This window comes from Mesorhizobium sp. B2-4-6 (genome assembly GCF_006442775.1).
In the GTDB taxonomy this organism is placed as follows: domain Bacteria; phylum Pseudomonadota; class Alphaproteobacteria; order Rhizobiales; family Rhizobiaceae; genus Mesorhizobium.
In genome coordinates, this window is record NZ_VFVI01000005.1 from 349,370 (window position 1) to 373,371 (window position 24,002).

27 protein-coding genes, 1 tRNA gene and 1 pseudogene are annotated in these 24,002 nt (G+C 64.0%); 14 read left to right on the forward strand and 15 right to left on the reverse strand.

The genetic code is table 11. The annotated features are described in order from the left end of the window. Positions 1-16: 16 nt before the first annotated feature. The 4 genes from FJ957_RS16525 (at position 17) to FJ957_RS16540 (ending at position 2,526) form a co-directional block, all read left to right on the forward strand. Complete coding sequence (locus tag FJ957_RS16525) at positions 17-844, forward strand: alpha/beta hydrolase (protein WP_140833067.1); 828 nt, start codon at positions 17-19, stop codon at positions 842-844. Between the two features lie 93 nt (positions 845-937). Next, positions 938-1,594, forward strand: coding sequence for a glutathione S-transferase family protein (locus FJ957_RS16530; RefSeq protein ID WP_140833069.1), 657 nt, complete (start codon positions 938-940; stop codon positions 1,592-1,594). A 120-nt stretch (positions 1,595-1,714) separates the two neighbouring features. Continuing rightward, positions 1,715-2,050: a metalloregulator ArsR/SmtB family transcription factor gene (locus FJ957_RS16535; protein ID WP_140833071.1), complete on the forward strand. Its 336-nt coding sequence runs from the start codon at positions 1,715-1,717 to the stop codon at positions 2,048-2,050. Between the two features lie 11 nt (positions 2,051-2,061). Next, positions 2,062-2,526, forward strand: coding sequence for an SRPBCC family protein (locus tag FJ957_RS16540; protein WP_140833073.1), 465 nt, complete (start codon positions 2,062-2,064; stop codon positions 2,524-2,526). A gap of 93 nt (positions 2,527-2,619) precedes the next feature. On the opposite strand, the gene FJ957_RS16545 is transcribed toward FJ957_RS16540, so the two are convergent. The 3 genes from FJ957_RS16545 to FJ957_RS16555 all read right to left on the reverse strand — a co-directional run bounded on the left by FJ957_RS16545 (position 2,620) and on the right by FJ957_RS16555 (position 4,451). Next, positions 2,620-2,895: a metalloregulator ArsR/SmtB family transcription factor gene (locus FJ957_RS16545; protein WP_040985209.1), complete on the reverse strand. Its 276-nt coding sequence runs from the start codon at positions 2,893-2,895 to the stop codon at positions 2,620-2,622. A gap of 32 nt (positions 2,896-2,927) precedes the next feature. Then, positions 2,928-4,175: an MFS transporter gene (locus FJ957_RS16550; protein ID WP_140833075.1), complete on the reverse strand. Its 1,248-nt coding sequence runs from the start codon at positions 4,173-4,175 to the stop codon at positions 2,928-2,930. Positions 4,176-4,256: 81 nt separating this feature from the next. Next, positions 4,257-4,451, reverse strand: coding sequence for a DUF1192 domain-containing protein (locus tag FJ957_RS16555; RefSeq protein ID WP_140645782.1), 195 nt, complete (start codon positions 4,449-4,451; stop codon positions 4,257-4,259). Positions 4,452-4,648: 197 nt separating this feature from the next. Here FJ957_RS16555 and FJ957_RS16560 point away from each other — a divergent pair, with 197 nt between their 5' ends. The 3 genes from FJ957_RS16560 to FJ957_RS16570 all read left to right on the forward strand — a co-directional run bounded on the left by FJ957_RS16560 (position 4,649) and on the right by FJ957_RS16570 (position 7,046). Next, complete coding sequence (locus FJ957_RS16560; protein WP_140833077.1) at positions 4,649-5,659, forward strand: NAD(P)H-quinone oxidoreductase; 1,011 nt, start codon at positions 4,649-4,651, stop codon at positions 5,657-5,659. Between the two features lie 297 nt (positions 5,660-5,956). Next, positions 5,957-6,097 (forward strand): DUF1127 domain-containing protein, encoded by a 141-nt coding sequence (locus FJ957_RS16565; protein WP_095767350.1) that lies wholly within the window; start codon positions 5,957-5,959, stop codon positions 6,095-6,097. Between the two features lie 256 nt (positions 6,098-6,353). Further along, positions 6,354-7,046, forward strand: a complete 693-nt coding sequence (locus tag FJ957_RS16570) for a DUF1013 domain-containing protein (protein ID WP_140645780.1) — start codon at positions 6,354-6,356, stop codon at positions 7,044-7,046. Positions 7,047-7,153: 107 nt separating this feature from the next. Here the strand turns inward: FJ957_RS16570 and FJ957_RS16575 are convergent, their stop codons facing one another. The 3 genes from FJ957_RS16575 to FJ957_RS16585 form a co-directional block, all read right to left on the reverse strand. Further along, on the reverse strand, positions 7,154-7,873 hold the full coding sequence (locus tag FJ957_RS16575) for a YafY family protein (protein WP_091578656.1): 720 nt from the start codon (positions 7,871-7,873) through the stop codon (positions 7,154-7,156). An 18-nt stretch (positions 7,874-7,891) separates the two neighbouring features. After that, on the reverse strand, positions 7,892-8,302 hold the full coding sequence (locus FJ957_RS16580; RefSeq protein WP_181177716.1) for a hypothetical protein: 411 nt from the start codon (positions 8,300-8,302) through the stop codon (positions 7,892-7,894). 206 nt (positions 8,303-8,508) lie between these two features. Beyond that, positions 8,509-8,673, reverse strand: a complete 165-nt coding sequence (locus FJ957_RS16585; RefSeq protein WP_116397974.1) for a hypothetical protein — start codon at positions 8,671-8,673, stop codon at positions 8,509-8,511. A 204-nt stretch (positions 8,674-8,877) separates the two neighbouring features. Between FJ957_RS16585 and FJ957_RS16590 the strand changes: the two genes are divergently transcribed. Then, positions 8,878-9,039, forward strand: a complete 162-nt coding sequence (locus FJ957_RS16590; protein ID WP_108702902.1) for a hypothetical protein — start codon at positions 8,878-8,880, stop codon at positions 9,037-9,039. A gap of 74 nt (positions 9,040-9,113) precedes the next feature. On the opposite strand, the pseudogene FJ957_RS16595 reads toward FJ957_RS16590, so the two are convergent. The 7 genes and pseudogenes from FJ957_RS16595 to tkt all read right to left on the reverse strand — a co-directional run bounded on the left by FJ957_RS16595 (position 9,114) and on the right by tkt (position 18,546). Next, a pseudogene (locus FJ957_RS16595) lies at positions 9,114-9,825 on the reverse strand (SGNH/GDSL hydrolase family protein). A 65-nt stretch (positions 9,826-9,890) separates the two neighbouring features. Beyond that, positions 9,891-10,631: a thioredoxin family protein gene (locus FJ957_RS16600; RefSeq protein ID WP_140833078.1), complete on the reverse strand. Its 741-nt coding sequence runs from the start codon at positions 10,629-10,631 to the stop codon at positions 9,891-9,893. A gap of 154 nt (positions 10,632-10,785) precedes the next feature. Then, positions 10,786-11,811, reverse strand: a complete 1,026-nt coding sequence (locus FJ957_RS16605; RefSeq protein WP_140833081.1) for a class I fructose-bisphosphate aldolase — start codon at positions 11,809-11,811, stop codon at positions 10,786-10,788. Between the two features lie 125 nt (positions 11,812-11,936). Further along, positions 11,937-13,133 (reverse strand): phosphoglycerate kinase, encoded by a 1,197-nt coding sequence (locus FJ957_RS16610; RefSeq protein ID WP_140833083.1) that lies wholly within the window; start codon positions 13,131-13,133, stop codon positions 11,937-11,939. A gap of 104 nt (positions 13,134-13,237) precedes the next feature. Continuing rightward, positions 13,238-15,127 (reverse strand): potassium/proton antiporter, encoded by a 1,890-nt coding sequence (locus tag FJ957_RS16615; protein WP_246685858.1) that lies wholly within the window; start codon positions 15,125-15,127, stop codon positions 13,238-13,240. A gap of 261 nt (positions 15,128-15,388) precedes the next feature. Beyond that, the gene (gap, locus tag FJ957_RS16620; protein ID WP_140833085.1) at positions 15,389-16,399 is read right to left on the reverse strand and encodes a type I glyceraldehyde-3-phosphate dehydrogenase; all 1,011 of its coding nucleotides are present in this window, start codon (positions 16,397-16,399) and stop codon (positions 15,389-15,391) included. A gap of 155 nt (positions 16,400-16,554) precedes the next feature. After that, on the reverse strand, positions 16,555-18,546 hold the full coding sequence (tkt, locus tag FJ957_RS16625) for a transketolase (RefSeq protein ID WP_140833087.1): 1,992 nt from the start codon (positions 18,544-18,546) through the stop codon (positions 16,555-16,557). 259 nt (positions 18,547-18,805) lie between these two features. Between tkt and FJ957_RS16630 the strand changes: the two genes are divergently transcribed. From FJ957_RS16630 to FJ957_RS16640, 3 genes are all read left to right on the forward strand, one after another. Next, on the forward strand, positions 18,806-19,078 hold the full coding sequence (locus FJ957_RS16630) for a DUF4164 domain-containing protein (protein WP_140833089.1): 273 nt from the start codon (positions 18,806-18,808) through the stop codon (positions 19,076-19,078). A gap of 4 nt (positions 19,079-19,082) precedes the next feature. Then, positions 19,083-19,448, forward strand: coding sequence for a cell division protein ZapA (locus tag FJ957_RS16635; protein ID WP_040985184.1), 366 nt, complete (start codon positions 19,083-19,085; stop codon positions 19,446-19,448). Between the two features lie 190 nt (positions 19,449-19,638). Continuing rightward, positions 19,639-20,298 (forward strand): peroxiredoxin, encoded by a 660-nt coding sequence (locus FJ957_RS16640; protein WP_140833091.1) that lies wholly within the window; start codon positions 19,639-19,641, stop codon positions 20,296-20,298. 306 nt (positions 20,299-20,604) lie between these two features. On the opposite strand, the gene rpoH is transcribed toward FJ957_RS16640, so the two are convergent. Both rpoH and FJ957_RS16650 read right to left on the reverse strand, forming a co-directional pair. Then, positions 20,605-21,516 carry an RNA polymerase sigma factor RpoH gene (rpoH, locus tag FJ957_RS16645; RefSeq protein ID WP_140647889.1) on the reverse strand — a complete coding sequence of 304 codons (912 nt, stop codon included), beginning with the start codon at positions 21,514-21,516 and terminating at the stop codon, positions 20,605-20,607. A gap of 216 nt (positions 21,517-21,732) precedes the next feature. After that, positions 21,733-22,803, reverse strand: a complete 1,071-nt coding sequence (locus FJ957_RS16650; RefSeq protein WP_140833093.1) for an RluA family pseudouridine synthase — start codon at positions 22,801-22,803, stop codon at positions 21,733-21,735. Between the two features lie 26 nt (positions 22,804-22,829). Between FJ957_RS16650 and FJ957_RS16655 the strand changes: the two genes are divergently transcribed. The 3 genes from FJ957_RS16655 (at position 22,830) to FJ957_RS16665 (ending at position 23,888) form a co-directional block, all read left to right on the forward strand. Further along, positions 22,830-23,213, forward strand: coding sequence for a fimbrial protein (locus tag FJ957_RS16655; protein WP_140833095.1), 384 nt, complete (start codon positions 22,830-22,832; stop codon positions 23,211-23,213). Further along, complete coding sequence (locus tag FJ957_RS16660) at positions 23,210-23,623, forward strand: VOC family protein (protein WP_140833097.1); 414 nt, start codon at positions 23,210-23,212, stop codon at positions 23,621-23,623. The genes FJ957_RS16655 and FJ957_RS16660 overlap by 4 nt, the downstream gene beginning before the upstream one ends. A 190-nt stretch (positions 23,624-23,813) precedes the next feature. Beyond that, positions 23,814-23,888 (forward strand) — tRNA-Glu (locus FJ957_RS16665). Positions 23,889-24,002 lie beyond the last annotated feature (114 nt).

The window sequence follows — 24,002 nt, forward strand, 5'->3', positions numbered from 1 at the left end:
CAGATTGGAGGAGCAGATGACCACCGCAGCGCAGCGCCCCGACATTGTTTCGGAGACCTTCGGCAGTTCGAAAGATCCGACGATCCTTTTGATCATGGGCGCCATGGCCTCGATGTCGTGGTGGCCCGAAGCCTTCTGCCGGCAACTTGCCGAGCGCGGCCGCTTCGTCATCCGCTACGACAACCGCGATACCGGCCTGTCGACGAAATATCCGCCGGGGGCGCCGACCTACACGTTCGAGGACATGGTGGACGATGCCATGCGCGTGCTCGACGACCACGGCGTCGCCAGGGCGCATGTCGCCGGCATGTCGATGGGCGGCATGCTCGCGCAGAGCGTCGCGCTGAAATATCCCGAACGCGTCGGCGCGCTCACGGTGATCTCTTCTTCGCCGCTCGGCGTCGACACATCCGGCCTACCCGGGACGACCGAAGCCTATAAGGAACATTCGGCCCAGGGCGCCGATGTCGACTGGTCGAACAGGGACCAGGTGCTCGACTTCATGGTCAAGGACGCCCGCGCGATTGCCAGCACGCGCCATCCGTTCGACGAGGAACGGACGCGCGCGATGATCGAGGCGGACTACGATCGCTCCGGCGGTCTCGCCAGCGCGACCAACCATTTCCTGCTCAAGGGCGGCGGCCCGCAGCGGACGGTGCGGGATCTTCGCGCGCCGCTGCTCGTCATCCACGGCAGCGCCGACCCGCTCTTCCCGATCGAACATGGCGAAGCGCTGGCCAAGGCCGTTCCCGGCGCAAGGCTGGTCAAGGTCGAAGGCGGCGGCCATGAACTGCACCGCAACGACTGGCCTCAAATCGTCGACGCTATCGCCGCACATCATTAGGCGTGGCGGCTCCGGCTTGACTCAACCGGCTTGAGAAAATAGTTAAGTTATCACTTCAGTATTCCCGACGACCGAACGCGAAGAAGAGCGAGAATGTCCCTGACGCTGCATTTCCACCCGCTGGCCTCGTTCTGCTGGAAGCCGCTGATCGCGTTCTACGAGAACGGCACGCCTTTCGAACCGGTCATCGTCGATCTCGGCGACGAGGCATCGCGCATTGCCTTCCTGAAAGTGTCGCCGACCGGCAAGATGCCGGCGCTGCGCGACGATGCGCGGGACCGCACGGTGCTGGAATCGACCATCGTCGTCGAATATATCGCCGCGCATTATCCGGGGCCGGTCGAGCTCGTTCCCGCCGCTATCGATCTCGCCCTTCAGGTCCGCCAGGCCGACCGCTTCTACGATTTCTACGTGCAGCATCCGATGCAGAAGATCGTCGGCGACAGGCTGCGGCCAAAGGACAAGACCGATCCGTTCGGCGTCGAGGAGTGCCGGGCGCAGCTGCGCAATTCCTACGCCATCGTCGAAGAGGATATGCAGGGCAAGACCTGGGCGGTGGGCGAGACCTTCACGATGGCCGACTGCTCCGCGTCGCCGGCGCTGTTCTATGCCAACAAGGTCGAGCCGTTCGGCGACAAGTTCCCGGCGGTGAAGCGCTACCACGACCGGCTGCTCGCGCGTCCGTCCTTCGCTCGCGTCATCGAGGAAGCGCAGCCCTATTTCAAGTTCCTCCCTTACAACAACGGCTAGAGCCGGATGATTTCAGGTCGAATCGACCTGAAATCTGAATCCGTCTCTAAATCAAAGAGATAGAGCATGATGTCGTCCGAAAACCGCTTCACACTTTTCGGCATCATGCTCTAGAGCGCGATGCTGCACGATCCCGCCCAGCTCGACCTGATGTTCCAGGCGCTCGCCGATCCGGCGCGGCGGCAAATGGTGGATCGGCTGTCGCGCGGGCCGGCGTCGGTCAGCCAGCTGGCGGAACCGCTGGCGATGTCATTGTCGGCCGTCGTCCAGCATCTCAACGTGCTCGAGGCGAGCGGCCTGGTGAGGACCGAGAAGCTTGGCCGGGTCCGCACCTGCCGGATCGAACCGCAGGCGCTTCGGGCCGCCGAGCGCTGGATCAACGAGCGGCGGCTCGCCTGGGAGCGCCGGCTCGACCGTCTCGGCGATTTCCTCGCCCAGACCAAAGACGAAATCTGAAAGGATACATCATGAGCGAACGATCCGTCGTCCATTCCACCTTCGTCATCGAACGCGTCTACCCGGCGGCGCCCGAGAAGGTCTATTTCGCGCTGAGCGATCCGGCGGCCAAGAAGCGCTGGTTCGTCGATCCCGACAACCCCATGCCCAGCCGGCATGAGATGGATTTTCGCGTTGGCGGCAAGGAGGTGAACGCCGGCTGTCCCAGCGACGGGCAGATGCATTTCTACAACGCGGTCTATCAGGATATCGTGCCCAACCGGCGCATCGTTTACAGCTATGAGCTCTTGTTCGGCGAAACCCGGGTCTCGGTTTCGCTCGCGACGATCGAGCTTATCCCCGAAGGCAAGGGAACGCGGTTTATCCTCACGGAGCAGGGCGCCTTCTTCGACGGCATCGATACGCCGGCCACCCGCGAGCATGGCACCGGCGAACTGCTGGATGCGCTCGGCGCTGCCCTGCAGGCGGCGGCTTGAGGCCTCCAGCCAAAGCGCATCGCGCTTTGGATCTTTGTCTGATGCATGTCGTTGCCTCGGAACCGCTGCACACTTCTGAGCGACATGTCAGGACTATTCCCCCGGCGCCGTTTCCCAGAACTGGTCGAGCCAGATGTTGAGTCTGAGGAAGCCGGCGCTGCTGACGGCATAGACGCGCCTCGTGCCTTCGGCCTTGGCATTGACCAGGCCGGCGTCGAGCAGGACCTTCAGATGCTGGGAGACCGCAGGGCGTGAGACGGGCAACCCGGCCGCCAATTCGTTCACCGTCTTCGGGCCGCGCCGGAGTTCTTCCAAAAGATAGCGCCGGTTGGGATCGGCTATCGCCACAAAGGCGTCAGAAAACATCATGCCTTTATTTGTGAGGCAAAGTCTTGCGAATCTCAACTATTGGTTTCAACCTTTCTGCGCGGATCGAGCCGCGTGGCCTCGGGCGTGACCGCGCGGTCCGCGGGCTGCGTCTTGAAGGCATCGCGGTTTTCGATCGGCACCGGCGCGCGGGCGCGGATACGCAGCAGCGTGTAGCCGGCAAGGCTGAGATGCGCGAGCGCGGTTGCCAGGAAAAGCCCCTCCGGACGCACCGAGCCCATCAAGGCCGCGGCCAAGAGCGGACCGATCATCGTGCCGAAGCCATAGAGCAGGAGCAGGCCGCCTGAAACCTTGACGAAGTCCTCGGAGCGGGCGTGGTCGTTGGCATGCGCGACAGCGATCGAATAGAGCGTATAGGCGAACGCGCCATAGGCGGCGGTCATCACGATGATGAAGACGCTCGAACGCGGCGCGATCAGGAAGATCAGCACCGCGACCAGGGCCGCGCCGAAGGCCGCGCCAGCCAGCACGAAGCGGCGGTCGGTTGTATCCGACAGACGCCCGGCCGGTAGCTGCATGGCGGCGCCGGAAATGACCACCAGGCTCATCATCAGCGCGATCTCGGCGGTCGATATGCCGACGCGGGCGCCATAAACGGCGCCCAGCGTGCCCCAGGCACCGTTGGCGATGCCGATCAGGAGGCAGGCCACCGCCGATACCGGTGAATTGGCGTAGAGGCCTTTGACGTCGAGCTTGACGTCCTGCAGGGGCTTGGGATGCGACTGCGTCGACACGGCCGTCGGAATGAGCGACAGGCAAAAAAGGATGCCGGTGATCATGAACAGCGAGGCCGACCGCACATCGCCGCCGGCGACGATCATCTGGCCGCCCATGATCGAAGCATAGGTGACCATCATGTAGAGGCCGAAGACGGTGCCGCGGTTCTCGTTGGTGGCCTTCTCGTTCAGCCAGCTCTCGATCACCATGAAGGCGCCGGCCATGGTGAAGCCGGTGAAGGCGCGCAAAAGGATCCAGAAATATTCGTCGATGATGAGGCCGGTGAGCAACGCGATGATCGCGCCTGACGCGGCGAAGGCGCCGAAAGCCCTGACATGGCCGGCGCGACGCACGAGACGTGGTGCGAAGAAGCAGCCGGCGACGAAGCCGCCCGCCCAGGCCGTGCCCATCAGGCCGAGCGATGCGGTCGAAAAACCCTCCACCTGGCCGCGCAGCGGCAAGAGCAGGCCGTGCAGGCCGGACGCGGCGAGCAGGAACGCCGTGCCGCGCAGCAGCGAGAGGATCGGTCTGTAGGTTGCAAACATCGCTTGATCCGGGTTCGAGACGCAGGGTCTGAAGACAGATGTATTCGGGCTTTTCGGCGGCGAGCGAGCACGCCGAACAATTTATCCGCGGCGGAACAGCGACTCGGCGGCGGATTTGGTGGCGCCCTTGGCGGTGCGCTCGGCTTCCAGCCTGGCGATCTCGTCGCGCAGCAATGCGATGCGCTCGGACAATTCGTCCACGGACAGCAGCGACAGGTCCTGGCCGATCTCGTGCGGGCGCGGCTTCTTCCTGGGTTCGTCGTCGAAGATCGCCATCCGTCGCTCCTCCCTTACTTGGCCATTTGCCTGATTTGACAATCAGCATACATAGGGCAGGGGCGCTGATGCAAACGGCCGGCGACAGGCCTGGAGCGCCGCGCGCCTTTTCAGACGCGTAGTAAGTCGCGCAACGAGCTTTCCGACAATCGATTCCGGTTTTCGGGCCGAGGCGCATGCAAGGAGAACGGGACACTATGGCAAACGGGCAGAAGATTCCGGCAAATATGACGGCCATCGCGATCTCGCAACCGGGCGGGCCAAAGGTGCTCAAGCCGGAAACGCGCGACGTGCCGGTGCCCGGCCCCGGCGAAGTGCTGATCCGTGTGCACGCGGCCGGAGTCAACCGGCCGGACGTGCAACAGCGCAAGGGCGCCTATCCACCGCCGCCCGGCGCCTCGGACCTGCCCGGCCTCGAGGTGGCCGGCGAAATCGCGGCACTCGGCGACGAGATATCGCGCTGGCGCATCGGCGACCGGGTCTGCGCGCTGACGCCGGGCGGCGGCTATGCCGAATATGTCAAGGTCCATGCCGGCAGCGTGCTGCCGATCCCGGCCGGCTTCACCTATTCGGAAGCCGCCGCCGTGCCGGAGAACTATTTCACCGTCTGGCACAATGTGTTCGAGCGCGGCGGCCTGAAGAAGGGCGAGACACTGCTCGTCCATGGCGGCTCGTCCGGCATCGGCACCACCGCCATCCAGCTCGCCTCGGCATTCGGCGCCACTGTGATCACCACCGCCGGCAGCAAGGAGAAATGCGACGCCTGCCTCAAGCTCGGCGCCGCCCGGGCCATCAACTACCGCGAGGAGGATTTCGTCGCCGCGGTGAAGGACGCGACCGACAGGAAGGGCGCCGACGTCATCCTCGACATGGTCGGCGGCGACTATGTCGCGCGTAACTACGAGGCGGCGGCCGTCGAGGGGCGCATCGTCCAGATCGCGGTGCAGGCCGGCGCCGTCGCAAGCACCAATTTCGCAACGCTTATGGTCAAGCGCCTGACCCACACCGGCTCGACACTTCGCCCGCGCACCGTCGAATTCAAGGCGGCGATTGCCGCCGCGCTGGAGGCCCAGGTGTGGCCGCTGCTCGGCACGCGCAAGGTTGCCCCCGTGATGGACATGATCTTTCCGCTGACCGAAGCCTGGCGCGCGCATGAGCGGATGGAAGAGGGCGAGCATATTGGCAAGATCGTCCTCGACGTCGGCTAGGACGGGCCGATACAGGTGAGGCCGGCCTGCGAATAACGGCTTCCAGTGCTTCCGGGGCTCACGTACTAAAGTGCGCTCCGCTCCGGTTCTCGGAAGCCATTGTTCTCGGCTCGGCCTGACCTGAATCTCGACCCATCCTGGCTCCGCGCCCTCCCTTAGCGACAAGCTGAACGAAGGCTTAATGCTGCAATGCACAAAACGCATTGCGGCCATGCAAAAGCGTCCGTTCAATTTGTGGGCAGGAGTGCCTATTTACGCGGCATCAAACGATTTGACCAAACGACTGGAGAAACCATCATGAACCCGATCAGTGCTTTCCGTAAGTGGCGCATGTACAACGAAACCGTGCGAGAGCTGAACAAGCTCAATGCCCGCCAGCTGAGCGACCTCGGCATCAACCGTGCCGACATCGAGCGTATCGCCCGCCAGGCGGTGTAATCAGACGCAGGCCGACCGCAAGGCCGGGCTGCGGCATGCAAGCCAGAGCCGTCGAGACGCTTGCTTTGTTTCCGGTTCCAAACCCGCTGGACCTCGTCCAGCGGGTTTTGTCTTTCCAGGGCTGTGAATCGGGGCCCTTCCCAAAAACATTGCGAAAATTGGAGGGAGCGTTTATACAGGCCGCGAATTTCCCATTTTGGTGGCTCTAAAACCACCGCCCGCGCGGGAACGCGGGCGAACGAGAAGGATTTTTGATATGGCCAATTCGCTGCTGATGCCCAAGGCGACCGCCGTCTGGCTGGTCGACAACACCGCGCTCTCCTTCGAGCAGATCGCGCAGTTCTGCGGACTGCATCCGCTTGAGGTCAAGGCGATCGCCGACGGCGAGTCGGCGCAGGGCATCAAGGGCATGGACCCGATCATCACCGGCCAGCTGACGCGCGACGAGATCGCGCGCGGCGAGAAGGACGTCAACTACCGGCTGAAGCTGTCGGAGCCGAAGGTGCGGGTGCCTGAGTCGAAACGCAAGGGCCCGCGCTACACGCCGCTGTCGAAGCGCCAGGACCGGCCGAACGCCATCCTGTGGCTGGTGCGCAACCATCCCGAGCTCAAGGACGCGCAGATCTCGCGTCTTGTCGGCACCACCAAGTCGACGATCGAGCAGATCCGCGAGCGCAAGCACTGGAATTCGGCCAACCTGCAGCCGATGGATCCGGTGACGCTCGGCCTTACCTCGCAGATCGACCTCGACCTCGAAGTCAACCGCGCCTCGCGCGGCCGCGAGCCGGCGCAGCCCGTCGGCGACACGCTGCTGCCCGCGGCGCTCACCGAACGGCTGGTGCCCGCGCCCGAGAAGCCGAAGGACGAAGACCAGGAATTGGACGCCAACGCCGTCTTCGCCAAGCTTTCGGCGCTCAAGTCGAAGAACGAGGATGCGGACGACGAGTAGTCGTCGCGCTGCGGTTTCTGCACGCTTTTGAGCGGCGGTATCCACGAACCCAACAAAAAAGCCCGCTTCACGCGGGCTTTTTCGTTGGACAATGGCTTGGGAGGAAGTCACGTCCGCGCGGCGCGGTCGGGCGCCATGCCGTAATCCTCTGAGCGCTCGACGGCGCGGTAGAAATCGGCGAGCTGCTTGCCGCGCTCCGGCTTGAAGATACGGCCGGCGATGACGACCGAGGCGATGCGGTCGATGCGGAAAGCGCGGAAATCGTCGCGCATCTCGCACCATGCGACCAGGGTCCAGACCTTGCCCCAGAACCACAGGCCGAGCGGCCTGATGTCGCGCGCGGTGCCGCGGCCGGCCTCGTCGGAATAGTCGATGGTCAGCACCTGGCGTTTCTCGACGGCGCGCTCGATCAAGTCGATGGCCTCGCGCGCGGCGTCGCTCACCACCCACATCGGCGTGTGGATTTCGGTGCGGGCGATGCGATCCTTCTCGGCATCGGGCAGCACGGCGCCGATCTTGACCAGCGCCTCGTCGGCGGCCCTCGCCATTGCCGCGCCGCCGAAAGCGCGCACCATGCGGGCGCCGGCAACCAGCGCCACGATCTCGTCACGCGTGAACATCAGCGGCGGAAGGTCGAAACCCTCCCTCATCATGTAGCCGACGCCCGCTTCGCCGTCGATCGGCACGCCGGTCGACTGCAGGTCGGCTATGTCGCGGTAAATGGTGCGCTCGGAAACCTCGAGCCACGTGCCGAGCTTCTGCGCGGTGACCAGCCGGCCACCCCGCAAATGCTGCACGATCTGGAAAAGCCTGTCGGCGCGGCGCATCGATTTCTCCCCCGGGGTTTATGGCTTCAGCCCTTCGCGCTTGCGTTGCGCGGCAACGAATTTCGCTCCGAAGGACAATCTGCCCGTGGTCGGCGTCCCAGCATCCAGCACTCGCCAGAAGGGCGCGACGTCGCCCGGCGCCATGCCGCGCTCGAGGTTCTCGTGAGCGGCCTCGGCAACGGTGCGCAGATGGTAGCCGATCGTCACCGGGCATGTCACTTCGGCGCCGTGCTCGATCGCCAGAGCGGTACGCAACGCACGAACATCCATTTCGACGCCTTCAGGAATCGAGCGGATGAAGTCGTCGACCTGACGCGCAGTCGGCACCAGCATCGACTGGCCCTCGACGACATCGCCGACCGTGCGCGGCGACGGCTTGATGCCGTTGATGCCTGGCGTGTTCAGCCTGTCGTTCCAGCTTTTCACCATACGCGGATTGGTCCTGATCGTCGGTTCGTGTTCGTTGCTGTCAGGATCGAAGCCGCTCCAACTACCGCACGCCTCCTGACAACATCCTGTCAGGAGGCTGCGGCGAAGCTACCGGCAAACAATGCTTCTTCCCTGAACTCAACGTCACTGGCTGCCATTACATCTGGGCGCGGTGCCGCCACAATCCAAGTCGCGGCGGCAAAATTTCAGTTTTCGCGCACGCGGCCCGTGTAAAGGTCCGGCCAGCCGATGTCCTTGCGGATGTCCGCCGGCAATGTGTTCAGGAAACGCTGGGTACGGATCTCGTTGCGCACGGTGCGGATCCTGCCGACATAGTGCTGCACGCTGCGCAGAATGGTAAAACCGTTCATGACCTCACTCCTCTCTTTTCGATGAGGAGAGTATCTCACACCCCTCCTGACAGCAGTCTGTCAGGAGGTTGACAGGGTGCCGAAGAAGGCGGTGCGGTGCCCCTCGCAGAGTTCAAAGGAAGCCGGTTCTGTCAGGAATGGTCCGCACGAAGCGTGCCTTAAGAACGGCTTTGACAGGCATCGGCATTGCTGGTCAAAGGCGGCATGACGAAACTGCTCGCCCTTGTCATCTGCGGCATCATGCTGATCCAGGTCATCAAGCCGCTGGGATGGCCGGGGCTGAAGCGGCGCGGCGATTTCTGGAAGCTGGCGCTGCTGGCCATGGCCGCGATCTCGCTTGCGGCGGTGCTTGGGCACTGGGCGTAGGTCTGTCCATATTCAGGCGAAGACGGCCTGCGAGTGGCGTGTCCTGACCTGAGGCTCAACTTACCTGGCTCGCTTCACCACAGCACGAAATCCAGCAGATGCTCCGCCCAGGCGCGATAGCCTGCTTCGGAAGCGTGGAATCCGTCGGAGGCGAAACCGGCCTCGGGATCGGTGATCGGCAGGCGCGTGGCGGCAATGGCGCCGCGCTCGTTGCAGAGCCGCACGCCCATGCGGTTCATTTCCGTGGCGCGGATCTCGAGAATCCCACCGAGCAATGGCGGCATTGCCGGCGAGCGGGTGAATTGCAGCACCGGCGACCACACGACACGCGCTTCCGGCCATTTGGCGCGCAGCGCGTAGAGCGGCCGCCGAACTCCTTCTTGAAGCGCGGCACGGAGTGGAAGTTCTTGGTGTCGTTGGTGCCGATGGCGAGCACGATATGGGTCCAATGATCGGCCGACAGATTGGGCAGCACATAATCGCGGATCTGGCCGGATGTCGCCGAATTGAAGCCGGCGGCGCGCCAGCGCACGGCGCTGCCGGTGCGATCGGCGATCAGGCCGGCAAGCTGCGCGGCAAGCCCGTATTCGGATTGCTCGATCCCGACCGCCGCTGCCGAGGAGTCGCCCAGGACCAGCAAGGCGACGGGCGGCGCCTTGCCCGGTATCTCGTGCAGGACCGGGCCTCGCGCGGGCAGATGCGCGTGGTGCGCCGCCGCACGCCGAGGCCCTGCCAGACATAGATCGGGAAAGCGAGCCAGGTAAGAAGGGCAAGCAGGCGCGGCATGGCGGTTCCGTTGGCGTGACCCGCAAGCCATTAGCGCATGTTTGGGCTGACGTGAACGACACCGTTCACGCGCAGCAGTCCGGCCCGTCCTTTTCCTTGTCCTGATACTCGTCGTGGAGGCGCACCCAGTCCATCAACCCGTGATAGGGGCCGGTCTCATCGCGGCCCTTCGGCGTCATGTCGAGATAATGGTAGGCGCCGATCAGCGCGTCGCCGCCGCGGGCTCGCGACAGGAAGGTGAGGAAGATGTCGCCATTGCCGTCGCGGTAAAAGACGCTGGTGCCCGGCAGGTCTTTCGATCGCAACGGACGCTTCTCGAAATTGTAGGTGGTTTCGCCGGCGGCGATCTGCTTGTCGGTGAAGGAGACCTGCAGGTCGAAGTTGAAATCGGACGCGTAGGAAGACACCCAGTCGAACTTCCAGCCCATGCGCTGCTTGTAGGGCAGGATCTCGGCCAGCGGTGCGCGCGAAATGACGACGAGCGAGACGTCATGATGCTTCAGATGCTGGTTGGCGCCGTCGATATGGTCGGCGAGGAACGAGCAGCCCTGGCAACGGTGATCGCAACCCGGCGTCATCATGAAATGGTAGACGATCAGCTGGCTCCTACCGGCGAACAACTCGCCAAGGCGCTTCGGCCCCGCTTCGCTTTCGAAGACATAATCCTTGCGCAGCTTGAACCAGGGCAGCTGCCGACGCTCGGCGGCAACAAGGTCGCGGAACCGTGTCAGTTCCTTCTCGCGCTCGAGGTGCGTTCGGTGCGCTTCGAACCAGTCTTCGCGCGAAACCACGGCATTGCGTTGCATGACCATCTCCTGTCCTCTCCTGCCAAGGACGTTCGACATGGGCGCGATCCGACATCGCTGCCGCGTTTCGCTGCATCAGGTAGGGATGCGGCCTGCAAAAAACAAAAACCCGGGCCGATGGCCCGGATTTTCCGTTGACTGCGAAGGGATGGTGTCAGGCGGCTTTCTCCAGCGCCGGCTTCCATTTTCCGAGCGCCGCCAGATGGTTCATCTGAGCGCGGTGGATGAAGGCGGCCTGGCCCGCGGCAACGTTCGCAGCCTTGCCGCTCCACGCCTTCTGCGGCGCGGCCTGCAGGGCGCGGCCATAGGAGAAGGTCAGCTTCCACGGATGCGGCCCGATGGCGTTGATGGCGTTGAGGTTGGCGGTCGCCTCCTCGTCCTCCTGGCCGCCGGAGAGGAAGGCGATTCCCGGCACCGCCGCCGGCACCACTTCGCGGAACAGCTTGATCGTCTTCTCGGCGATTTCCTCCGGGCTGTCGGTCCTGCCCGATTTCTTGCCCGAGATGACCATATTGGGCTTCAGGATCGAGCCTTCCAGCACGACGCGCGCCGCATAGAGCTCATCATAGAGCTTGACCAGCGTCGCCTTGGAGACGTCGTAGCAGGTGTCGATCGAATGGGCGCCGTCCATCAGCACTTCCGGCTCGACGATCGGCACGATGCCGACCTCCTGGCAAAGCGCGGCGTAGCGAGCCAGCGCATGGGTGTTCGAGGCGATCGAATTGGCCGAAGGCACGCCCTTGCCGGCGTCGATATCGATCACCGCGCGCCATTTGGCGAAGCGGGCGCCGAGCTTGTAATAGTCGGCGAGCCGCTCGCGCAGCCCATCGAGGCCCTCGGTGATGGTGTCGCCGGGAAAGTTCGCCAAAGGTTTGGCGCCAAGATCGACCTTGATGCCCGGAATGGAACCGGCTGCCTTGATGATATCGACCAGCGGGGTGCCGTCGGCAGCCTTCTGGCGGATGGTCTCGTCATAGAGGATGACGCCGGAGATGTACTTCGTCATCGCCTCCTTGGCGCGGAACATCATCTCGCGGTAGTCGCGCCGGTTGTCGGCGGTCGATTCGACGCCGATGACGTCGAAGCGCTTCTTGATGGTGCCGGAGCTTTCATCGGCGGCCAAAAGGCCTTTGCCATCGGCCACGATCGCGGCGGCGATATCTTCGAGACGTTCGCTCATGGTGCTCTCCTTGACGGTAATATTCCGCGCCTAGCAGAACACTAGCGCCAAAGGAATGACGCCGAAAAGCTCGAATCGATCGAAAGTCCTCGATAACTGCGTCTGCTCGCTGAGTCTTGAATGGCTCAGCGCTTCAGCACCTCGACGCCGGGCAGCGGCTTGCCTTCCATCCATTCGAGGAAGGCGCCGCCAGCGGTCGAGACATAGGTGAAGTCGTCGGCGACGCCGGCATGGTTGAGCGCCGCCACCGTATCGCCGCCGCCGGCGACGGAGACAAGCTTGCCCGCCTTGGTGCGCGCTGCGGCATGCTTTGCCGCGGCCACCGTGGCGCGGTCGAAGGGCTCGATCTCGAAGGCGCCAAGGGGGCCGTTCCAGACCAGCGTCGCGGCGCGGTCGATCCAGTCGTTGACGCTCTGCACGGTCTTTGGGCCGACATCGAGGATCAAGCCGTCGGCCGGCACGTCGGCGATGGCGACGGTCTGGCTGGCGGCGCCCGCCTTGAATTCCTTGGCCACGACGCCGTCGGCGGGCAGGATGATGGCGCAGCCGGCTTCGGCGGCTTCGATCATGATCTGCTTGGCGGTGCCGGCGAGGTCATGCTCGCACAGCGACTTGCCGACATCGGTGCCGCGCGCGGCCAGGAACGTGTTGGCCATGCCGCCGCCGATCACCAGCGCGTCGACCTTCTTCACGAGGTTCATCAACAGGTCGATCTTGGTCGAGACCTTGGCGCCGCCGACGATGGCCACCACTGGACGGGCCGGATCGCCAAGGCCCTTTTCCAGCGCGTCGAGCTCGGCTTGCATGGTACGGCCGGCATAGGCCGGCAAATGACGCGCCAGGCCTTCGGTCGAGGCATGCGCGCGGTGCGCGGCGGAAAAGGCGTCGTTGACATAGATGTCGCCATTGGCGGCGAGCTTTTCGGTGAAGGCCGGCTCGTTCTTCTCCTCGGCCTTGTAGAAGCGGGTGTTTTCGAACAGCAGGACGTCGCCGTCCTTCATCGCCGCGACTGCATCCGTCGCCTTGTCGCCGACGCAGTCGGCGGCAAAGCCGACCGGACGGCCGAGAATCTCAGCCGTGGCCCTGGCGATCGGCTCGAGCGAGAATTCGGCCGATGGGCCGTCCTTGGGGCGGCCGAAATGCGCAAGCAGGATGACCTTGGCGCCCTTTTTCGAGAGCTCGGCGATGGTGGGCGCTATGCGCTCGATGCGGGTGGCGTCGGTCACCTTGCCGTCGGCGACGGGAACGTTGAGGTCGACGCGCACAAGCACGCGCTTGCCGCTGACGGCGCCGATATCGTCGAGTGTCTTGAAGCCGGCCATGGTCGTTCCTTTTTAGCGAAAACGCGGCGACCTTACCCGGCGCGAGGGACGATGCAAGGGTCGCGTCGACGGCTCGCGCGCAAAAATGATGTCGACGTGAGACATCAGCCTTCGCCGGTTGCCTTCCGCCCGTCCGGCTCGGGCGCCTCGGGGTCGATCGGCACGTCGTCGGCCGCCTGTTGTTCCACCGGCCTGCGCCAGTTGCGGATCATGGCGGCTATACGGTCGCCGATCTCGCCGGCGCTCAGGAAAACCGGCACGCGCGCGACCGGCGCGGTCGGCTCGAAAGACAGGCCGAGGCCGGCGATCCGGCCTTTTTCGTCGACATCGCGCACGATCAGCTCGATCGGACCGATCACCACGCGGTCGGCATATTCGGGATGGCCGCCGAGCCGCTCCGATACCAGCGCGGCGACGGTGAGCTTCTGTTCCGCTTCGGTCAGGCCCGGCCCGTAGGCGGCTTCCAGTTCCGCGGCCGAGCGGGCCGGATCGACGGCAAAGGCGCCGAAGAAGTCGGCATCCTCCGGATCGACCACGGCGCGGCTGGCGAAAAGCTTGTCGAGCAGGCGCGGGTAGCGGTCCGGCACGAAGATGTAGACCTGATCGCCGGCCGCCAGCCGGCCCATGTCCTGGAAGCGCATCGAGCGCCCGTCGCGCAGCACCAGCGAGGGTCTCGCCCAGCGTGGGATACGCTCGCCCCGCGCCACCGGGCTGCCGGGTGCTACGCGATAGGCGAGCAACTCATGATGCGCCGAGCCCGGCAATTCGAGCTCCACCTTGTCCAGCGGCCCAAGACGGGCCGGTACGATCAGACCGAGACGCCGCGCCAGCGGACCGACCGTCCAGCCCTGCACCACCAACGATACAAGCACGATGATGAAGGCGGCGTTGAAGATCAGGCGGCCATGCTCGAGACCGCCGAGCAGGGGCGTGATGGCGAGCAGGATCGAGACCGCGCCGCGCAGGCCGACCCAGGAGACGAAGGCGACCTCGGGGCGCGGCAGCCGGAACGGGATCAGGCAGAGCCAGACGGCCAAGGGCCGGGCCACGAAGATCAGGAACAGGCCGAGCAGGATCGCCGGCACCAGGATCGCCGGAAACTGCGAAGGCGTGGCGAACAGGCCAAGGATCAGGAACATGATGATCTGCGCCAGCCAAGACATGCCGTCCTGGAAACGCTTCAGGATGGTGACGGCGCGGATATCGGAATTGCCGGCGATCAGCCCGGCAAGGTAGACGGCGAGGAAGCCCGAGCCGCCGATGGCGCCGGCCGCCGCGAAAACCATCAGCGACAGCGTCAGCACGAAGATCGGCAGCAGGCCGTGGTCGAGGTTCAACCGCTCGACAAGACGCACGATGCCAAAGCCGCCGAGCACGCCGATGACGGCGCCGAGCCCCATATTGGCGAGGAAGCCGAGCAAAAGGTTGGTGGCCAGCACATTGGCTTCCGGGTTGGCATGCGCGGCGATGATCTCGACCAGGGTGATGGTGAGAAAGATGGCGATCGGGTCGTTGGTGCCGGATTCCACTTCGAGCGTGGCGCGCACGCGCTCGCGCAGGTGGATTTCGCCGGCGCGCAGCAGGAAGAAAACGGCGGCCGCGTCGGTAGAGGCGACGGCGGCGCCGAGCAAAGAGGATTCCAGCCAGCTGAGTTTGAGAACATAGGAAGCGGCGGCACTGAAGATGGCTGTGGTCAGGATAACGCCGATCGTGGCCAGCGACAGCGCGGGCCCCGCTGCTTGCCTGAGCGCGTTGAGCGGCGTGCCGAAACCGGAATCGAACAGGATGATCGCCAAAGCCAGTGAGCCGGCAAAATAAGCCAGCCGCGCATTGTCGAATTCGATGCCGAGGCCGTCGACGCCGGTGGCAAGGCCGATGCAGAGGAAGAGCAGCAGCAAGGGGGCGCCGAAGCGGAAGGCGATCAGGCTCGAAAACGCTGCGGCGACAATGAGCGCCGTGCCGACCAGCGTCACGAGATAGATCGCATGCTCCATCCGCTATTGCCCCCTCCCAGAGCGTTTCACCGTTTCGCGGAAACGGCGAACCGCTCTATCTCTTTCCATTGACGCAATTCCCGACGGAAAACCGCTTCACACTTTTCCTAGAATTGCTCCAAATCCCTCTATCTGCCGCTTTAACAGAGAGTGGGGCGAAGGCATGACCAGTGCAAGGCAACGGTGTGTTTTTTGGCTCAGCCGGCCAATAAAAAACGCCCGGCCGAGGCCGGGCGTTTCAAACTGGGAGCAAGGCTACGATCAGGCGATGGTCTTGCCGAAGGCGACCGCAGTGTCGCCCATGCGGTTCGAGAAGCCCCATTCGTTGTCGTACCAGGACAGGACCGAAACGAAGTTGCCGTCCATCACCTTGGTCTGATCGAGCGCGACGATCGAGGAATGCGGGTCGTGGTTGAAGTCGATCGACACGTTCGGGTGATGGGTGACCGACAGCACGCCCTTGAGCTTGCCCTTCGAGGCGGCGATCAGCGCCTCGTTGATCTCCTGCGGCGTGGTCGAACGCTTGGCGATGAACTTGAGGTCGACGACCGAGACGTTCGGGGTCGGCACGCGGATCGAGATGCCGTCGAGCTTGCCCTTGAGGTCAGGCAGAACGAGGCCGATCGCCTTGGCGGCGCCGGTCGAGGTCGGGATCTGCGAGAGCGCCGCGGCGCGGGCGCGGTAGAGATCCTTGTGCATGGTGTCCAGCGTCGGCTGGTCGCCGGTATAGGAGTGGATCGTCGTCATCATGCCCTTCTCGATGCCGACGGTCTCGTGCAGAACGGCCGCCAGCGGCGCCAGGCAGTTGGTGGTGCAGGACGCGTTCGAGATGACGATGTGGTCCTTGGTCAGCTTGTCGTGGTTGATGCCGTAGACGACGGTGAGATCGGCGCCTTCGGCCGGGGCCGAGACGATGACGCGCTTGGCGCCGGCGGTCAGGTGAGCCGCGGCCTTGTCGCGGGCGGTGAAGATGCCCGTGCATTCAAGCGCGACGTCGACGCCGAGCTCCTTCCACGGCAGCTGGGTCGGGTCCTTGATCGCGGTGACCTTGAACTTCTCCTTGCCGACCGAGATCTGGTCGCCGTCGACGGCCACCTCATGCGGGAATCGGCCATGCACGCTATCGTAGCGCAGCAGGTGCGCGTTGGTCTCAACCGGGCCGAGATCGTTGACGGCGACCACGTCGATGTCCTTGCGGCCGGATTCATGGATAGCGCGCAGGATGTTGCGGCCGATGCGGCCAAATCCGTTGATGGCAACTCTGACGGTCATTGTTCTCTCCCTTGGGGGCTGGAAAGCGGATGGGTCCGCAGTTTCATAACGGCGGAAGGCGCAAGAATCCAGCCGCAGAACGTCGCATTTAAATCGATTAGGTTGGTCCAGCCCGGCAAAACCGTCAATCGGCACTGCCGGGCCCGAGGCAATTCCTACTTGCCGTGCAGGCGGGCTTCGACCGCCTTGGCCGCGGCGTCGGCGGTGATGCCGAAATGCGGATAGAGCTGTTCGATCGTGCCCGAGGCGCCGAAGCCATGCATGCCGATGAAGATGCCGTCGGTGCCGATCAGGTGGTCCCAGCCCTGGCGGATGCCGGCTTCGATGGCGACCTTCACCTTGGCGTTGCCGATCGTCTTCCTGCGGTAATCGTCGCTCTGCTGGTCGAACAGCTCGAAGCACGGCACCGAGACGACGCGGGTCGGGTGGCCATGCTTTTCCAACAGCTCGCGCGCACCGAGGGCGATCTCGACCTCGGAGCCGGTGGCGAAGATCGTCACCACGACCTCGCCGCTGGCGGCGGCCAGCTCGTAGGCGCCCTGGCTGGAGAGGTTCTTTGCCGAATGCTCTGTGCGCACGGTCGGCAGGTTCTGGCGGGTCAGCGCCAGGGTCGACGGCGTCTTTTCGGATTCCAGCGCGATCTGCCAGCATTCGGCGGTTTCGACCGCGTCGGCCGGGCGGAAGACATTGTGGTTCGGGATGGCGCGCAGCGCCGCCAGATGCTCGACCGGCTGGTGGGTCGGGCCGTCCTCGCCGAGGCCGATCGAGTCATGCGTCATGACGAAGATCGAGCGGATGCCCATCAGCGAGGCAAGGCGCATCGAGGGGCGGGCATAGTCGGAGAAGCACAGGAAGGTGCCGCCATAGGCGATCAGGCCGCCATGCAGCGTCAGACCGTTGATCGCCGCCGCCATGCCGTGCTCGCGGATGCCGTAGTGGACATAGCGCTGACCGTAATCGTCGGGTGTGATGTTCTTGGTCTGGCTGGTCTTGGTGTTGTTGGAGCCGGTCAAGTCGGCTGAGCCGCCGATGGTCTCCGGCACGGCGCCGTTGATGACTTCCAGCGCCATTTCCGACGACTTGCGGGTGGCGACCTTCGGCTTGTCGGCCGACAGCTTCTTCTTGTAGTCGGCGATGACGGCATCGAAGTTCGACGGCAGCTTGCCGGCAAGGCGGCGCTCGAACTCGGCCTTCAGCTTCGGCTCGGCCTTGGCCAGACGGCCTTCCCAGTCGGTGCGTGCCTTGGTGCTGTTTTTACCCACGGCGCGCCAGGCGTCGAGGATGTCGGCCGGAATCTCGAAGGGCGGCGAGTCCCAGTTGAAGAATTTGCGCGCGCCGGCGATTTCATCCGCGCCCAGCGGCGAGCCATGCGCCTTGTTGGTGCCGGCCTTGGTCGGGGCGCCGAAACCGATGGTGGTCTTGCAGGCGATCATGGTCGGCTTGTCGGAATGGCGCGCCGCCTCGATCGCGTAGGCGATCGCTTCGGGATCTGTGCCGTCGATGTGGCTGGCGTTCCAGCCGGACGCCTGGAAGCGGGCGACCTGGTCGGTGTTGTCGGCCAGCGACACCGGGCCGTCGATCGAGATGTTGTTGTTGTCCCAGAAGACGATCAGCTTGTTGAGCTTCAGGTGCCCGGCCAGCGCGATGGCTTCCTGGGAGACGCCTTCCATCAGGCAGCCGTCCCCGACCAGCACATAGGTGTAGTGGTTGACGAGGTCGTTGCCGAAGGCGGCGTTCATGATGCGCTCGCCGAGCGCGAAGCCGACCGAATTGGCCAGGCCTTGGCCGAGTGGGCCGGTGGTGGTCTCGATGCCAGCGGCATGGCCGTATTCCGGGTGGCCGGCGGTCTTGGAGCCGAGCTGGCGGAAATTCTTGATCTGATCGATCGTCATGTCCTCATAGCCGGTGAGGTAGAGGAGCGAATAGAGCAGCATCGAGCCGTGGCCGGCCGACAGGATGAAGCGGTCGCGATCGGCCCAGTGCGGCGCCTTGGCGTCGAATTTCAGGAAACGGCTGAACAGCACCGTGGCGATGTCGGCGCAGCCCATCGGCAAGCCGGGGTGCCCGGAGTTCGCCTTCTCGACGGCATCCATGGAAAGGAAACGGATCGCGTTGGCCATCCGATCATGTTGTTCACGCGACGTCATGCTTCCTCCGGAAGTGGGTTGGAGCTTGGGAGAACCCTTGGAAAGGATGCCGGGACACATAGCAGGCACGGCCTTTTAGTCAACAAATCGGGGCGGATTTTGCCGGGCTTGTGATGGCATCGAACGCCTTACATTAGCGATAGCGGGGGACAGTCGCGAGAGCTTTGTTGACGCGCCCTTCACCCGGTGCCTAATCTTTCCGAGGTAACGCATTCTGAACGCGCGCGATTCGGTGATGGGCAGGGCATAGGACGAGGCCATGACCGGGGAAACGACCCTCAAGGAAGTCATCGCCAGGCTGGGCAAGGCCATGGAAGGGCTGGAAAACGCCGTGGCGGCGAAGCTTGAGCATGACCGCGATTATTCGGAAGCCGAGGCCGAGGTGCAGCGCATGAACGCCGACCGCTCGCGCCTGGCGCAGGAGCTCGACAATTCCGAAGCGCGCGCCGAGCGTCTGGAAGATGCCAACAAGGAAGTGTCGCGGCGGCTGGTGACCGCCATGGAAACCATCCGCGCGGTTCTGGACAGGTAAGGCAATGGCACAGGTCACCGTTTCCATCGACGGCAAACAGTATCGCATGGCCTGCGACGAGGGCCAGGAAGAGCACCTGATCGACCTTGCCGAACGCTTCGACCGCTATGTCTCGCACCTGAAGGATTCCTTCGGCGAGATCGGCGACCAGCGGCTTACCGTCATGGCCGGCATCATGGTGATGGACGAACTTTCGGAGCTCACCAAGCGCGTCAAGGGCATGGAGAGCGAAGTGCTGACCTTGCGCAAGACGCGCGACGAGGCGCTGACCAAGGCCGACAAGAGCGACAGCGTGCTCACAACCGCGCTCGGCGCGCTTGCGCAGCGCATGGAAGATCTCGCGGCGACGCTCGCGATAAAGAAAGCCTGAGCGCCCGGCGCCAACGGTAAATCGAAAATCCTGCCTCCAATTGCGGGCGAGGGCGAAAAATTTTCACCTGCCATGGGCAAGCTTCCTACTCCCGGCGTTTGAACCCTACCCTCATGGTGCTAGAACTAACGTCCGGCCTCCGCCCAACGGGGGCGCGCCGGCGGTTTTCACAAAAGGGTAGGGATAGGTCATGAGTCTTCGTATCAACGATATCGCGCCGGATTTCACGGCCGAGACCACGCAGGGCACCATCAAGTTCCACGATTGGATCGGCGACGGCTGGGCAGTGCTGTTCAGTCATCCGAAGAACTTCACCCCGGTCTGCACCACCGAGCTCGGCACCATGGCCGGCCTGGAAGGCGATTTCAAAAAGCGCAACGTCAAGATCATCGGCATCTCGGTCGATCCGGTGTCGAGCCACGACAAGTGGCAGGCCGACATCAAAACCGCCACCGGCCATACGGTGCATTATCCGCTGATCGGCGACAAAGACCTTCACGTCGCCAAGCTCTATGAAATGCTGCCGGCCGGCGCCGGCGAGAGTTCGGAGGGTCGCACGCCGGCCGACAACGCCACCGTGCGCTCGGTCTACGTCATCGGCCCGGACAAGAAGGTCAAGCTGGTGCTGACCTATCCGATGACCACGGGCCGCAACTTCGACGAGATCCTGCGTGTCATCGATTCCATCCAGCTGACGGCCAAGCACCAGGTGGCGACGCCGGCCAACTGGAAGCAAGGCGACGACGTCATCATCACCGCCGCCGTCTCCAACGAGGACGCGATCAAGCGTTTTGGCGCTTATGAGACGGTGCTGCCGTATCTGCGCAAGACGAAGCAGCCTTCGGCGTGATGAGCCTTTTTCCTTCTCCCTGTTAAACGGGGAGAAGGTGCCCGAAGGGCGGATGAGGGGCGGCGCGGCGGTCGAAGATGAGCGCGCGCCTGCTTCCCGGTCCGATTGTTTGTTCTGAGTTGACAACCTCGCAGCCTCGGCGCTGCCCCTGATTGCTGCCCATCCTCCGCTGCGGCTGCGGAGGGTGAACCGGCATTTCTCCTCGCATAGCGACTGGGAGAAAGGCGCGCGCCACCGCTTTCGCCAAATAAAAACGGCGGCGCCAGATTCTGGCGCCGCCGTTTTGCTGCTCAATGCGCGGTGGCTTTACGCCGCCGGCTGCGCCTCGATGGTGCGCAGCGCCTGGATCTGGCGCTTGGCGGCGGCCTTGACCGCGTCCTGCACCTTCTCGAAGGCGCGCACCTCGATCTGGCGCACGCGCTCGCGGCTGATGTCGAACTCGGCCGACAGCTCTTCCAGGGTCAGCGGCTCTTCGGCGAGGCGACGCGCCTCGAAGATGCGCCGCTCGCGGTCGTTGAGCACGGACAGGGCGCCCGACAGCATGGAGCGCCGGTTTTCCAGCTCGTCCTGCTCGATCAGCATCTCTTCCTGGCTTTCGTGGTCGTCGACCAGCCAGTCCTGCCATTCGCCGGACTCGCCCTCGCTCGCCCGGATCGGGGCGTTGAGCGAAGCGTCGCCCGACAGGCGGCGGTTCATCGATACCACTTCCGCCTCGGAAACGTTGAGGCGGGTGGCGATCTCGGCGATCTGGTCGGGCTTCAAGTCGCCATCGTCGAGCGCCTGGATCTTGCCCTTCACCTTGCGCAGGTTGAAGAACAGACGCTTCTGGTTGGCGGTGGTGCCCATCTTGACCAGGCTCCACGAGCGCAGGATGTATTCCTGGATCGAGGCCTTGATCCACCACATGGCATAGGTGGCGAGCCGGAAACCACGCTCCGGTTCGAATTTCTTAACGGCCTGCATGAGGCCGACATTGCCTTCCGAGATCACCTCGCCGATCGGCAGGCCGTAGCCGCGATAGCCCATGGCGATCTTGGCGACGAGCCGCAAATGGCTGGTGACGAGCTTGTGGGCAGCCGTGGTGTCCTGATGCTCGGCGTAGCGTTTCGCGAGCATGTACTCTTCCTGCGGCTGAAGCATCGGAAAGCGGCGGATTTCTTCCAGGTAACGGGCGAGACCGCCTTCACCGGAAACGATACTGGGTAATGATTGGGCCATGATAGCGCCCCCTCTCTCTTTGGAGTGGATGCCCCCGAAACGCGGCGGGCATTCGTCACAGATGCCAAAGGCTCATCCGCGACAACCTACATATATAGGAACAAAACCAGAAAAGACAGGCATTTGTTCAACGCTAAACAGTCTGTCACGCTAAAGTGAACAACGCCGGTCAGGTTTTTTGATGGCTGGTTTGCAGCTTGTTCGTGGCGGGTCGGTTCAAAGTTCCCGGAAGTCGCCGACGAGTTCCTCCATGTCTTCCGGCATCGGCGCTTCGAACCTCATCGTCAGATGGGTGGTCGGGTGCCGAAATTCAAGGAGCCAGGCATGCAGGGCCTGCCGGGGAAAGGCGCTGACCTTGGCTTTCAAGGGTTCGGGCAGCCGGTTGGCCTTGGTGCGGAAGGCCTGCCCGTAATCCGGGTCGCCGATCACCGGATGGCCGATATGCGCCATGTGGACGCGGATCTGGTGGGTGCGGCCGGTCTCCAGCCGGCATTCGACCAGGCTTGCGGTGGCGAAAGCCTGCTGTCCTTCGCCGAAGCGCTCGACGACGCTGAAATGGGTGACGGCATGGCGGGCATCGTCACGGCCTTCCGGCACCACCGCGCGGCGGACGCGATCGGCGGCGCGGCCGAGCGCGGCGTCGACGGTGCCCGTCGGCCGTTGCGGAATGCCCCAGACCAGCGCCAGATAGGCGCGTTCGAGATCGCCGGTGCGGCCGTGGTCGGCAAAGGCCTCCGACAGCGCCTTATGCGCGCGGTCGGTCTTGGCCGCGACCATGACGCCGCTGGTTTCCTTATCCAGGCGATGGACGATGCCCGGCCGCCTGACGCCGCCTATGCCGGACAGGCTGTCGCCGCAACGATGGATCAGCGCGTTGACCAGTGTGCCGGTCCAGTTGCCGGCGCCGGGGTGGACGACCAGCCCCGCAGGCTTGTTGATGACGATCAGCTCGTCGTCCTCGTAGAGGATGTCGAGGGGAATGTCCTCGCCTTGCGGCTCGGCCGGCACCGGCGCGGGCACCAGAATTTCGATCCGCTCACCGGCGGTCAGCTTGCGCTTGGCCTCCAGCACCTGCCTGCCGGCCATGGAGACCGCGCCCTGTTTGATCAGCGCCTGCACGCGGCTGCGCGAGAGCTCCGGCCCGAGCCGGGCGGCAAGCCACTGGTCGAGACGCTGGCCGGCGGCGTCGGCGCCGGTTTCCAGCACGACGGCTTCGCCGGCAGCCGATTCCTCGTCCGCCAATTCGTCCTCTATCAATATCGGGGTCTCTTCGTTATGAGCGCTCATCGAAAACCGTTGCGGATCGTCTAGCCATGGCCCGGCCAATCGCCGAAGAAGATGAGGAAAAGCCGCTCGACCCCGCGGCCGAGAACGTGCGACGCAAGCTCGTCCGCTTCATGATCGTCAATCTCGGCCTACTGTTCCTCGCCCTTATGGTGGTGATCGGGGCGCTTGTCTACAAAGCCCGCAACGCGCCGGTGGCCGGACCGGCTCCCGCCGCTGATGTCCAGGCTCCGGCCGGCGCGCCGCTGTCGGGCGACATCGTGCTGCCCGTCGGCGCCAAGGTGATCAGCCAGTCGCTCTCCGGCAACCGCCTGTCGATCGATGCCGAGCTTATAGATGGCAGCCGTTCGATCTTCGTCTACGACATCGCCGAACGCCGCATCGTCGGCCAGTTCTCGATCCGTAACAAATGAGCGGCTTTGCCGAACGCCGCAGCGTCGCGACCGTCGCGCTCGTCGTCGGCAATTACGACGAGGCGGTCGCCTGGTATGTCGAGCGGCTCGGCTTCATGCTCATCGAGGATGTCAACCTCGGCGGCGGCAAGCGCTGGGTCATCGTCGCGCCGGCGAAGGGCCAAGGGGCGCGGCTGCTCCTGGCGGAAGCATCCGGCGAAGAGCAGGAAAGCCGCATCGGCAACCAGACCGGCGGCCGCGTCTTCCTGTTTCTCGAGACCGACGATTTTTCCCGCGACCATCGGGCGATGCTCGCAAAGGGTGTCGAATTCCGCGAGGCGCCGCGCTTCGAGGCCTACGGCACGGTGGCCGTCTTTTCCGATCTCTACGGCAATCTCTGGGACCTGATCGAACCGAAACGGCAGGGCTGACCGGTGGCGGCCGGCAAAGCGCGCGAAGCGGTCGAAACCCTAGGCGGAGCACTCAACGGCGAGCCAATGAATGCTCGCCTTAGGCCTTTTGTTTTGTCGCAGATTCTTGTCGGAAAACCGTACGACACTTTTCCGGAATCTGCTCGGTTGCTTTTTCCCGGCCGCCAGCCTATGTAGCCAATTCTTGAGCGCGCCCATCGTCTAGCGGTCAGGACACCGCCCTCTCACGGCGGGAACAGGGGTTCGATTCCCCTTGGGCGTACCAGACAATCAAACAAGCCGAATTTTTTGCCGAACTACAACTGCCGACGCCGTATTGTTTCGGCGAGTTCGGCAAAGGCATCGACGATTCCCTCACCGTTCTTGGCGCTCACGAACT